Source organism: Pseudomonas sp. Y39-6, from assembly GCF_023651955.1.
GTDB lineage: Bacteria > Pseudomonadota > Gammaproteobacteria > Pseudomonadales > Pseudomonadaceae > Aquipseudomonas > Aquipseudomonas veronii.
Map to the genome: position 1 here is coordinate 6,270,691 of NZ_CP069594.1, position 12,464 is coordinate 6,283,154.

The following is a 12,464-nucleotide window of genomic DNA, read 5'->3' on the forward strand; positions in this document are numbered from 1 at the left end:
GATGTGGTCCCTCAGCGCCTGGCGTCGCCGGCGCCTGCTGGCCAAGCATCCGATTGCCGATGACACTTGGCAGCGGGTGCGCGAGCACCTGACCTTCCTCGACGGCATCAGCGCCGAGCAAGACCAGTGGCTGCGCGAAGCCTGCGTGGTGTTTCTCGCCGAAAAACACCTCACCGCCCTGCCCGGCGTCGAGCTGCACCAGGAACAACGCCTGCTGCTCGCTGCCCAGGCGCAACTGCCACTGATGAACCTCGGCGACCTCGACTGGTATCAGGGCTTCCACGAGATCGTGCTGTACCCCGACGACTTCCTCAGCCCGCAACGTCATCGCGATGCCAGTGGCGTCGAGCACGAGTGGGACGGCGAGCACAGCGGCGAAGCCTGGCAACAAGGCCCGGTGATCCTCGCCTGGCCCGGCGTGCTGGCCAGCGGCAACTGGGAAGGCTACAACCTGGTGATCCACGAACTGGCGCACAAGCTCGACATGCTCAACGGCGACGCCAACGGCCTGCCGCCCCTGCACCACGACATGCGCGTGCAAGACTGGGCCCGCGTGATGCAAGGCGCCTACGATGAGCTTAACCGCCAGTTGGACGCCAACCCCGACGCCGAAACCGCCATCGACCCCTACGCCGCCGAAAACCCGGCGGAATTTTTCGCGGTCACCAGCGAATATTTTTTCAGTGCGCCAGATTTATTGGTGGAAAGTTATCCACAGGTGTACGCCCAACTCAGTCATTTTTACCGCCAGGACCCTCTGGCCCGCCTCGCGCAGCTGCAAGCGCACGACCCGCGTTATCAGCCACAAGGCGAATGACTGTACGACGTCTGGTGCATGGCATCGGCGTCAGAATATGCCTATAATCGCCGCCACTTTTAGGCCAATCCGGCCATGTACATGGCCAACTACGGGGGCAACGCCCAATGAGCTACAGCAAGATTCCGGCTGGCAAAGACCTGCCGAACGACATCTACGTCGCCATCGAGATTCCGGCCAACCACGCGCCGATCAAATACGAAATCGACAAAGACAGCGACTGCCTGTTCGTTGACCGGTTCATGGCCACCCCGATGTTCTACCCGGCCAACTACGGTTTCATCCCCAACACCCTGGCTGACGACGGAGACCCCCTCGACGTGCTGGTCGTAACCCCTTACCCGGTTACTCCAGGCTCGGTTATCCGCGCGCGTCCAGTCGGCATCCTGAACATGACCGACGACGGCGGCGGCGATGCCAAAGTCATCGCAGTACCCCACGACAAGCTGTCCCAGCTGTACGTGGACGTGAAGGAATACACCGATCTGCCGCCACTGCTGCTGGAACAGATCAAGCACTTCTTCGAGAACTACAAAGACCTCGAAAAAGGCAAATGGGTGAAGATCGACGGTTGGGGCAACGCAGATGCCGCCCGCGCCGAGATCATGAAGTCGGTCGCCGCCTACAAAGGCTGATACCGGCTCCTCATTGCTGCGGCAATCAAAAAGCCCCGATCATTCGGGGCTTTTTTTGTGGAAAAATTTAAACACCAAGTTCAATTATTAACACTCTATGTTGAACTAAGCAGCACCAACGAAAGATCAGGCTACAACTAAGTAAAAACCTACACCGGCAATTGAACGCATAGTTTATTTGATCTATTTTCCCGGCCAGTAAACTCAGCGTTTATGAATACATCAGGTGATCGCTTAAAAGCGCTATTACGGGAAGTTCATCTTTCCGCTTCCGACTTCGCCAAGAACCGCGGCGTCACGCCTCAGCACGTGAACAACTGGTTCAAACGCGGTGTTCCCATGGGCCGACTCAACGAAATCGCAGAACTGCTGTGCGTCTCCAGCCGCTGGCTGCACGCCGGTGTAGGCCCTAAACACCCACCGGCCAACTTCCTGTTGGACGCTCAAGATGCAAGGAAAGCATTGCCCACCCGCGAAGAAAGCGGCAAATACCTCACAGGCCCCGCCCGTTCCCCGGAAACAATCGATGTGGAGATCGCCCTCCATCCGTCCTTCACCTCAACCGAACGCATCCGCCTCTCCCGTCACACCCTCGAGACCTTAAACGTAAACCCCGACCGCGCCCTCGGCGCCTACATGGTCGATAACAGCATGGTCGACATCATCCAACAAGGCGCCACGCTCGCCATCGACCGCGGCCGCACTCAAATCATCGACGGCGAAATCTACGCCGTCGAACACGACGACATGCTGCGCATCAAATACCTCTACAACCGCCCCGGCGGCGGCCTGCGCATGCGCAGCCACAACGCCGGCGAACACCCCGACGAATACCTGACCTTCGATCAGCGCTTCGAACAGAACTTCCAGATCGTCGGCTGGGTGTTCTGGTGGTCCACCCTCAACAACCGCCGCCCACCCGTGCCGCTGGATGAACACCTGCTGGGCTGGGAAGGCTCTAAATCGGATACGGAGGTGGGCAACTGAGGTGAATATGGGTATCATGCGCCGCACATTTGGCAGGGGCTGGTTTTAGGCCATTCACCCTGCCAGGCGATGCGGAAAAACTCCCGCGGATGCCCCGACTATTCAGCCAGACGCGATGTTGGCTGAGCGATTTGAAGGCTGGTGAGGTTTGTCAAAAACAAGCTGAGGCGGTCCCCGAGAAGCCGGCCACAAGCCGGCTTTTTAATTGTCCGAAACAAGCCTATCCATTCGAGAAATCAACTGATAGCGTCTCTATTCAGAGGCCATAAGGTATTTCTCTGTCCAATGGGGTTTAACGCCACCTAACCTCATCCGGCGATGTGATGGGCGAGGATCAGCCTCCATCCATCTGCGCAAGCATCCGGCGAAAACGCTGCAACGAAAGTGCGAACAGCACGCTGCCGATGAGTAGTAGCGCAAGAAGTTGAACCCACACCACGTCCAGCCCCGCGCCGCGGTACAGCACGCCTTCTCCCAACTGCACCAAGTGGGTGGTGGGTGCGGCCAGCATCAGGTACTGCACCAGCGTGGGCATGCTTTCGCGCGGAGTGGCGCCGCCGGAGAGCAGGATCAACGGCAACAGCACCAGCATCAGCAACAGGCCGAACTGCGGCATGCTGCGGGCCACGGTGGCCAGATAGATGCCCAGGGCGGTGTTGGCGAACAAGCTCAGCGCGGCGCCGACCAGAAACAGCCAGATCGAGCCTTCGATGGGTACGGCGAGCAACCCGCGTACCACGAACTGCAACGACAACGCCGCCGCCACCAGCACCACCGTGCCCATCGCCAGGACCTTGGCCAGCATGATCTGCGTGGGGGTGACCGGCATCACCAACAGGTGTTCGATAGTGCCGTGCTCACGTTCGCGGATCAGCGCGGCTCCGGTCAGAATGATCGCCAGCATGGTGATGTTGTCGATGATCTGCAGCAGGCTGCTGAACCAAGTCTTGTCCAACGCCGGGTTGAAACGTGCGCGCAGCGCCAGTTCCACCGACGGGGCCGAATTGCCGCGATAACGCTGCACGAAGGTCTTGACCTCATCGGTAACGATCTGCTCGACATAGGCGCTGCCGCTGAAGGCTTGATCCATGCGTGTGGCATCGACGTTGAGCTGCACCTGCGCGGGACGACCCGCCAGAACATCGCGCTGCAGGTTGGGCGGCATGTACAGCACGAAGGTATAGCGGCCGGAGTCCAGACCGGCGTCCATCTCGGCAACACTGATGTGCTCTGGTTGCGTGAACTGAGGCGGGTAGAAAGCGGTGGCGATGCGCTGCGACAGGGGCGAATCATCTTCGTCGACGAAGGCGATCGGTGCGTTGTTCAGGGTATCTGGAATGGCCGAGGCGGCCGTGTAGACCATCGCCGTGAAGCTGAAGACGATCAGCAGCAGCATGACCGGATCGCGCCACAGACTGCGAAGCTCCTTGACGCCCAGTTGCCAGATATTGGAAAAAGTGCGTTTCATCTCAGCGCTCCTGTTTGTGCAGCATCGCAATCGCCAGACCCATCACCAGCGGTAGGGCCACCAACAAAGCAATGAAGGACTGCTGCAGATCAGCCAGCCCCAAAGCCTTCGCGAATACGCCACGGCTGATGAGAAACATGTGGGTGGCCGGGTAGGCTTCGCCGATCAGCTTGCCAATGCCCTCCAACGAGGAAACGGGTGTAGTCAGCCCGGCGAACTGGGTGGCAGGCACCAGCGTGCCGATCAGCGCAGCGAACATCGCGGCGATCTGACTGCGCGTGACGGCCGATGCGACCAGCCCCATGCCGGTGGAGATCACCAGAAACACCAGGGTGGCCAGCGCCAGGGTGGCAAAGCTGCCCTTCATGGGCACGTCCAGTACGGTCACCGCCAGCACGCTCATCAACAGGAAGTTCAGCATTCCCAGCGCCACATAGGGCAGTTGCTTGCCAAGCAGGAACTCGGTGCGGGTGACAGGGGTGACGTAGAAGTTGATGATCGCGCCCAGTTCCTTCTCGCGCACCACGGCTAGCGCGGTCAGCATCGCCGGCAGCATCAACAGCAGCAATGGCACCACCGCCGGGACGATGGCGGGCAGGCTCTTGATGTCCGGGTTGTAGCGAAAGCGCGTCTGCACTTCGACCGGGTTGGTGTAGGTTTTGCCGTTCAATCGCTGGGATTTTTGCGTGAGCCAGAGCAGGTGCATGCCCTGCACATAGCCTTGCACGGTTTCGGCGCGGCTGGGCATGGCGCCGTTGATCCAGGCACCGACCTGGGCGTTGTGCCCCAGCGTCGCGTCGCGGGCAAAGCCGGACGGGATCTCGATGACCAGACTCAGTTCGCCGGTCTGCATGCGTCGGTCCAGCTCTGCGTAACTGTGCAACGGCGGGCGCTCAAGAAAATACGGCGAACCGGAGAGCGCCAGGGTGTAGTCATGGCTCAGGCCGGTCTGATCACGGTCAAGCACGGCGTAGCGCAGGTCATTGACGTCAGTGCTGATGCCATAGCCGATAACAAACATCAGCAGCAGCGATCCCAGTAGCGCCAGTGTGGCGCGTACCGGATCGCGCCGCAGTTCCAGCGACTCGCGCCAGGCGTAGCTGAGTAGACGCTGCAGGCTGAACGACTGAGCCTGTTCGGCTGCTGTTGCGGCCGTGCCGTGCTGTGTGGGAGCGCTCTCATCCGGCACATGCGCGGCATTGTTATCGGCCTCGATCAGATAACCGATAAAGGCCTCTTCCAGGCTGGCGGCACCGCGTTTTTCCACCAACTGCTTTGGCGCATCACTGTCGAGTACCTTGCCCGCATGCATCATCGACATGCGGTCGCAGCGCTCGGCCTCGTTCATGAAGTGGGTGGAGATGAAGATGGTCACGTGGTCGCGCCGCGACAGTTGCACCAACAAGCGCCAGAACTTGTCGCGCGCCACCGGATCGACGCCCGAAGTCGGCTCGTCCAGAATAAGCAGTTCGGGCTTGTGAACCATCGCCACGGCCAGCGATAGGCGCTGGCGCATGCCCATGGGGATGCTAGGCGGCAGGCTATCCATGACGTCCAGCAATTCAAAACGCCCGGCCATTTGCTGCACGCGAGCGTCGATCTCTGTGGCGGGCACATGGAATAGTTTGGCATGCAGGACCAGGTTCTGCTTTACCGTCAATTCGTTATAGAGCGAGAACGATTGCGACATGTAGCCTACGCGACTGCGTGTGGCAAGGTCGTGAGAGTCGATCTCCTTGCCGAACAGCCAGGCACGGCCTTCGCTGGCGGGTAGCAGGCCGGTGAGCATTTTCATCGTAGTGCTCTTGCCGCAGCCGTTGGAGCCGAGAAACCCGAAGATTTCTCCGCGACGGATGCGAAAGCTCACGTGATCCACGGCCGTGAAGTCGCCGAAGCGCATTGTCAGCCCCTGGGCTTGGATGGCGATATCATCCGGGTCGGTCTGCAAGGGAGGAATGACCACGGGCTCATGGTCTTGCTTTTTCTCGTCCGGCAGCAAACTGATGAAGGCCGATTCCAACGAATCGCAATGGGTGCGTGCGAGCAGTTCGGCAGGCGTGCCGGTGGCCCGCACCCGACCTTCATCCATGACTGCCAGCCAGTCAAAGCCTTGAGCTTCATCCATGTAGGCGGTGGCGACGATCACGCTCATGCCGACTCGCTGGCGACGGATACGGGCGATCAGTTCCCAGAACTGCGCGCGCGCCAGCGGATCGACACCCGTAGTGGGTTCGTCGAGGATCAGCAGGTCGGGATCATGGATCAGAGCGCAGCACAGGCTCAGTTTCTGCTTCATGCCTCCCGAAAGCTTCCCGGCGGGTCGCGCAAGAAATGGATACATGCCGGTGCTACGGGTCAAATCGTCGATGCGTCGGCGCCGTTCGCTGGCGTTTTGACTGAACAACCGTGCGATGAACTGCAGGTTTTCTTCCACTGACAGTGTGGGGTACAGGTTCTTCCCCAGGCCTTGGGGCATGTAGGCAATACGCGGGCAGATCTGGTCGCGGTGGGCCTTGCTGGCGATGTCGGCGCCCAGCACCTCTACTGTGCCTTGCTGTACCCGACGCGCGCCGGAGAGCAACGACAGCAGACTGGACTTCCCTACGCCATCCGGGCCGATCAGCCCTACCATGCAACCGCCAGGGATGTCCTGGGTGATGCCCGACAGCGCCTGGGTCTTGCCGTAGTGCAGGCTTACGTCCCGCAGGCGAACCACGGGCTCAGCGAGGCTGTTCATGGCAAGTCCCTAAGCTGCAAGGCTTCAGGCCATTGGGCCTGAGGATCGGTCCTGATCCAGGCAACGCCGGGCAGGCCGGACTTTACATAATCCTGGTACTTGCTCAGCAATGCTTTGTCGATCCGAGCCTTGACCCGGAACATCAGCTTCTGCCGCTCATTGGCTGTCTCCACGAATTTGGGGGTGAACTGGGCCTGGCGCGAGACAAAGGTGACCGTGGCGGGTATCGGCAAGTGCGGCGCGGTGTCCAGCACGACGCGCACTTCACTGCCCAGGGCCACTTGCCCGGCGGCTTCGGTGGGCAAGAAGAAGCTCATGTAGACATCTGACAGGTCGATCAGGTTAAGCACCTTGCCGCCATCGCTGAGCATTTCGCCGGGCTGGGCCAGGCGATACTGCACGCGGCCACTGCGCGGGGCCTTGAGAGTGCTGTCGTCCAACTCGGACTGGATGCGCTCGACCGTGGCCTGCGCTGCCGCGACGGTCGATGTTGCGCCGGTGACTTCGGCGTCGCTGGCTTCGATGGCCGATCTGGCGGCGTTAGCCTGCGCGCGCGCGGCATTGAGCGCAGCGCCGGTATTCGCCACTCTGGCGCGGTCATCGTCCAACTCCTGGCCTGTTGTGGCGCCGTCCTTGACCAATACCTCGGTGCGTACCAGTCGACGCTGGGCGGCATTCAGTTCCGTATGGCGCTGAACCACGACAGCCTCGGCGGCGGCCTGCTCGCTGCGGCGCATGCTCACCTGCGCCTGAGTGGCCTTCACGGCATGTTCTGCCCGCTGCAATTGCGCCTGGGCCTCGCGCATCTGGGCCAGCAGCGAATCGATATGCATGTGTGCCAACACCTGCCCAGCCTGCACCTCGTCACCTTCATCGGCCAGGATCTGCGCGACGCGCCCACTAAATTTGGCGGCCACGTCCACCTCCGTGGCTTCAATGCGTCCATTGCTGACCATCAGACCGTCCGGCACAGCGCGTTGATCGAACCAGTCCCAGCCGATCCAGGTCGCACCGGCAATGGCCGCCACGATGGCAACTGCGGTGATTTTCTTCTTGATGGAGGCGCTCATGGCTGGGTTATTCCTCTGCAATATCTGAAAACAGGGTGGATGACGGCTGGTCGAGTAACGGGGCGTTCGGCACATGCCGTGAGCCGCCACCCAGTGCGGCATACAGCGCCACCCGGTTGCGTAGCAGTGCGTGTTGCGCTTGTACCTCTTGTTGCTGGGCCTGCAGACGATCACGTTCGGCGTCAAGCACCTCCAGGAAACTGGAGCGGCCACGGTCATGGCTCAGGAGCGCCAGCCGACTGCGTTCCTCCTGGATCTCGACGGCTTGCTGCTGCACTGATAGTTGCTGTTGCAGCCAGTGCTGGTTGGCCAGGGCATCCGCTACGTCGCGAAAGGCGCTCTGGATGGTTTGCTCGTACTCAACGACGGCAAGGTGTTTGCGCACATTCGCCAAATCCAGGTTGGCCTGGTTCAGTCCGCCATCGAAGACCGGCAACGACAGGCTTGGCGCGAAGTTCCAGGCACGGCTGCTTGCGCTGAATAAGTCACTCAGTTCTGCGCTGGCCAGGCCGCCGAAAGCGGTCAAGCTAATGCGCGGGAAGAAGGCCGCGCGGGCCGCGCCGATATGGGCATTGGCGGCACGCAGGCGATGCTCTGCTGCGACGATGTCCGGGCGGTTGATCAGCAGGTCGGATGGCAGGCCGGCATCCAGGGGCTGGACCAGGGTCTGATCGGCGACAGGCCTGTAGTTGGCATCGACGAGGTCAACCTGTCCGACCAGCAGATTCACGGCATTGTGTTGCAGGTCACGTTGCTGTTGCAGTTGCAGCGTCAATGCCTCGGCCTGGGTCAGCAGCGTCTGCACCTGGGTCAGTTCCAGCTTGGTCACTGACCCCATCTCGAACCGACGTGTGAAGATGCGCAGCGATTCGCTCTGGTTGGCCTGAGCGACATTAGCCAGGTGCAGGCGCTTATCCAGCTCGCGAAGGCTAATCCAGGCGTCGGCCACCTGCGCCACCAGGCTGATCGTCACTGCCTGATGCCCGGCCTGGGTCGCCAGGAATTGCTGCAAGGCTTCTTCGTTCAGGCTGGTGATACGTCCCCAGAAGTCGATCTCCCAACTGCTGATACCCACACCTGCCTTGAATTCGTTGCCCGTCGAGGTCTGACCGATTTCCGTCAGATCTGCAGGCGTGCGCGAGCGTTTCGCATCGACTCCCAGGGCAACCGTGGGCGTCAGGGCGCTGCGCTCGATGCGGTAGGCCGCCTGTGCTTGCCGAACCCGCAAAGCGGCACTGCGCAGGTCGTGGTTGTGAAGCAGCGCCTGGCGGATCAAAGCCTGTAGATGAGGATCGGGGAAATAGCTCTGCCAGGTTTTATCGGCCGCCGAGGTTAGTGCGGCATCCTCGGATTTTTTACCGCTCCCTTGCTGGTAATGCGCAGGCAAGGTGCTGTTGTCGGGGGTTGTATACGGCGGTATTAGCGTAGTGCAGCCTGATAGCAGCACCACCACAAATGCTGCATTGCACTGTCGTGACATGGTGTGAAGTTTCCGATCCAGAGGAGGCATGGAGGGAAGTGTGCTCTTCACGCGTCAATCGTCTTTCAAGGTTTAATCAAGATTTCATCAAGTGCGGCCAAATACCGGTCTGCGGAACAGACGCCCACGGCGCAACCTTGCCTTGAGCGTCTGAGATTATTTTGGAGGCTGTAGCGGTGTCGTCAGCACTGAAATGGGCGGCTCGCTCATGAGCAGCCAAGCGCCCGCCACCAATAACAAGACTGCCGCCACGGTGCAGGCCAACCAAATCAGTTTCCGGCACCCTGGCCTCCGCGCCGGGATGAGCTGTCTACGTAAGCGCACGGTGGATGTCTATTCGCCTCAGAATGAATAGTGCAATGAGGCAAAACTGGTGACGCCGGTTTTTTCTTCCACCACAGGACTTTTGTTCGCCTCTTCGCGGAACTCCATGACATTCAACCCGACCAACATCGCCCAATGCTGATTGAATTTATGTTGCCAGTCCGCTGACAACGAGTAGGCATAGACGCCGGAGTCGGCATCGAAACGAGAGAACCGGGAAGCCTGGGCATCGCTCACCCCGAAGTAGGTGCGGTTGTAGCGCTTATCCCCGGCATGCACGTTCATGCCAAGGGTAATCACATCACCTGCCGTTTTCAGTACGGTGCTTTCCAGGCCCAACCGGTAACGATTACCACGCTTATAACCAGCAACGCGCAGCTCTGCTTCACCCTTGATCGACAGCCAGGAGGTCAGATCCTGTGCCAGCTGAAACGTGGCAGTGGTCGCGCCTGTGACTTCACCCATCCCCTGGAGTCGCTTGGAGCCAGGGCGCCAAACGCTGTCTTCATCAGTACGGCCAAAGTCGTAGCCGATTGCCACGCTGGAGTAAAACCCGCTCTGAGTCAGGTATTCCGCGCCAAGGCCGCGCATGGAATCGGCAAAGAAAATGCCGCGATAAATACTCAGTGTCGGCACCAGCATGGCTCGCGATTGTTTTGCGCCCAGATAGCGAGGGGTATAGGCGGCACCCAGTCCCACCGTGACCTCGGTTTTTTCGCCAAACAAGCGGGTGGATACGTCAGCGACTTGCTGCTGGGCCTGGCTTTTCAGCGGCATCAGCAAGCAGAGGCTGCCGGTAATGAAAACCGAGACAGCGCTGGTCATGTGTTGCTTGTGTTTGTATCGAGAAACGGGCTTGCTCATGGCGGTTCATCCTTTGAGGTTCAGTACCCCGGTAGTGAGCCGCCTTCGATTCAAGGTCGCGCCAAGAAACGGTGAAGACTTCGTCAAGGACAACGGACCAGGTTTTGCCTGCGCCCGCTTTCGGCTGGCGCAGCCTTCGCCTTGAGTCAGCCTGGCAACTCGATATGGATGCGACCGCCGCCCTCGGCACGATTATGGACACTCAGCTTGCCACTATGGGCTTGGCAGATAGCGACTGCCACCGACAGCCCCAGCCCGCTGCCGCCTGCATGGCGAGAGCGCGAATGTTCGGCACGCCAGAAACGGTCGCACGAGCGCTCGATATGCTCCGGCGCGAAGCCCGGGCCAGCATCCTCGACGTCGAGCAGCACCCGGTCTTGCCGCTTGCTGGCCCGCAGCGCCAGATACCCCCCGGATGCTGCGTAGCACAGGGCATTGTCGAGCAGGATCGACAGTACCTGGCCTAAGCGGTCGCGATCGGCGATCAACATCAAACCGTCCGGACAGTCGAGGACGATGTTCACCGGTTGCTGTTGCAAGCGTGGTGCCGCCCAAGCCACTCGCTCTTCCATCAGGGACTTGAGTGCAAAGCTTGAGGGCATCAGCTGCAACTGGTCGGCTGTGGCCAGCGACAATAAGTACAGATCATCAATGAGCCGATTGAGCTGATCAAGCTGTCGCATGATCATGACCAACTGTTGCGGCGAGGCCTCGAATACGCCATCGATCAGCCCCTGTAGCCGCCCCTTGGCAGCGGTGAGGGGCGTGCGCAGCTCGTGGGCGATGGCGGCGCTGGATGCCTGTAATTCCCGCTCCTGCCGCTCCAGGCGCTCAGCCATGTGGTTGAAATCGGCCATCAAGCTATACAGCGCTGCGGGGGCATCGCGCACGTTGCCTGCTCGTGACCGGAAGTCTCCGCCAGCGATGTGCATTGCCGAGATCGCAACGGCGCTGAGTTGGCGCGACAGGCGCAACGAGACCCAGATGCCGCCGCCGATAATCAGGGGGAGCGCAATCAGCGCCAGCCCGCTGAACCACAGCAGATCCGCCCGGAGGACCTCTGGCGTGAAGTAATCGCCATAGAGGTATTGCCCATAGATTTCACGCAGGCGCTCGGCATTGGCGGCATGGTCGACTTCCAGGACCTTGAGTTCCTGGCGCACGGCCTCGGGCAGTGCGTTTCGCAGTTTGGTTTCCCACGAGAAGAAGCGTAACCACATGCCAGCCCCCACCACCAGCATGGCCGCCAGTGCCAGGCCGATCATGCGCAGGCTGATCCAGTACCAGAGTTGGCGGGAGAGTCCGTTCTTTGCCGTGCTCATGCCGGATTGCTGAAGCGATACCCCAGCCCCCGCACCGTCAGAACGACATCGTGAATGCCTACTCGCTCCAGCTTGCGTCGCAGGTTGTACAGGTGGGCATCGACCACTCGCTCCATCGCATCACTTTCGGGCAGGCAGTTGGCGAGCAGCTCGGCACGTGTGTACATGCGCGATGGCGCGGCCATCATCATGGACAGTAGATTGAACTCGGTGCGCGTCAACTCCAGGGGTTGATTGGTGCCATTGATTTCAATGGTCGCCAGTGCCGCATTCAAATCAATGACCAAGTGATTATGCCGTAGCAAGGTCGACTGACCCTGACCACCCCCACGCCAACGCCGCAGCACCGCATGCACGCGAGCAACCACTTCCCCTGGGTTGTAGGGTTTGACCACATAGTCATCAGCACCGTACAGCAGGGAGTTGATGCGGCTGGGTTCGTGCCCAACAGCGGTCACCATAATGACTGGGGTCGCTGAGTGTTGGCGAATGGCAGTCAAAACCTCGTTGCCGCTGAGTCCCGGCAACATGATGTCCAGCAGCACCAGATCCGGCCGCCAACGCGCGTGGTAGTCCAAGGCTTTATGGCCATCTGCTGCATGTCGCGTCTGGAATCCATCCCGGCCAAGATAGGCCTCCAGTACTTCAGCCCCATCGAAATCATCCTCGACGATCAGTACTCGTCCTAAACTCACAGGTCACTCCTTCATGCGATCTTGATGGCTTGTTGATCGTTACTTGATATTTCGGTGCAACGATA

10 protein-coding genes are annotated in these 12,464 nt (G+C 60.3%); 3 read left to right on the forward strand and 7 right to left on the reverse strand.

The window, feature by feature from the left end:
- Position 1: 1 nt before the first annotated feature.
- The 3 genes from JN756_RS28550 (at position 2) to JN756_RS28560 (ending at position 2,439) form a co-directional block, all read left to right on the forward strand.
- Entirely contained in the window at positions 2–817 is an 816-nt protein-coding gene (locus JN756_RS28550; RefSeq protein ID WP_057005939.1) for a M90 family metallopeptidase, read from the forward strand.
- A 107-nt stretch (positions 818–924) separates the two neighbouring features.
- Positions 925–1,452, forward strand: coding sequence for an inorganic diphosphatase (gene ppa, locus JN756_RS28555; RefSeq protein WP_003176323.1), 528 nt, complete (start codon positions 925–927; stop codon positions 1,450–1,452).
- A gap of 213 nt (positions 1,453–1,665) precedes the next feature.
- Complete coding sequence (locus JN756_RS28560) at positions 1,666–2,439, forward strand: LexA family transcriptional regulator (RefSeq protein WP_201021585.1); 774 nt, start codon at positions 1,666–1,668, stop codon at positions 2,437–2,439.
- Positions 2,440–2,773: 334 nt separating this feature from the next.
- Here JN756_RS28560 and JN756_RS28565 read toward each other — a convergent pair whose 3' ends face one another.
- From JN756_RS28565 to JN756_RS28595, 7 genes are all read right to left on the reverse strand, one after another.
- The gene (locus JN756_RS28565; RefSeq protein ID WP_046381914.1) at positions 2,774–3,907 is read right to left on the reverse strand and encodes an ABC transporter permease; all 1,134 of its coding nucleotides are present in this window, start codon (positions 3,905–3,907) and stop codon (positions 2,774–2,776) included.
- A gap of 1 nt (position 3,908) precedes the next feature.
- Complete coding sequence (rbbA, locus tag JN756_RS28570) at positions 3,909–6,644, reverse strand: ribosome-associated ATPase/putative transporter RbbA (RefSeq protein ID WP_201021586.1); 2,736 nt, start codon at positions 6,642–6,644, stop codon at positions 3,909–3,911.
- Positions 6,641–7,714: an HlyD family secretion protein gene (locus JN756_RS28575; protein WP_046381912.1), complete on the reverse strand. Its 1,074-nt coding sequence runs from the start codon at positions 7,712–7,714 to the stop codon at positions 6,641–6,643. Before JN756_RS28575 ends, rbbA begins: the two co-directional genes overlap by 4 nt.
- 7 nt (positions 7,715–7,721) lie before the next feature.
- Positions 7,722–9,194 carry an efflux transporter outer membrane subunit gene (locus JN756_RS28580; protein ID WP_079444792.1) on the reverse strand — a complete coding sequence of 491 codons (1,473 nt, stop codon included), beginning with the start codon at positions 9,192–9,194 and terminating at the stop codon, positions 7,722–7,724.
- A 342-nt stretch (positions 9,195–9,536) separates the two neighbouring features.
- Positions 9,537–10,382 (reverse strand): MipA/OmpV family protein, encoded by an 846-nt coding sequence (locus JN756_RS28585; protein WP_201021587.1) that lies wholly within the window; start codon positions 10,380–10,382, stop codon positions 9,537–9,539.
- Positions 10,383–10,528: 146 nt separating this feature from the next.
- A complete protein-coding gene (locus tag JN756_RS28590; RefSeq protein ID WP_046381910.1) occupies positions 10,529–11,704 on the reverse strand; it encodes a sensor histidine kinase in 1,176 nt (391 codons plus the stop codon).
- Positions 11,701–12,399, reverse strand: a complete 699-nt coding sequence (locus JN756_RS28595; RefSeq protein ID WP_046381909.1) for a response regulator — start codon at positions 12,397–12,399, stop codon at positions 11,701–11,703. The genes JN756_RS28590 and JN756_RS28595 overlap by 4 nt, the downstream gene beginning before the upstream one ends.
- Positions 12,400–12,464: the final 65 nt, after the last annotated feature.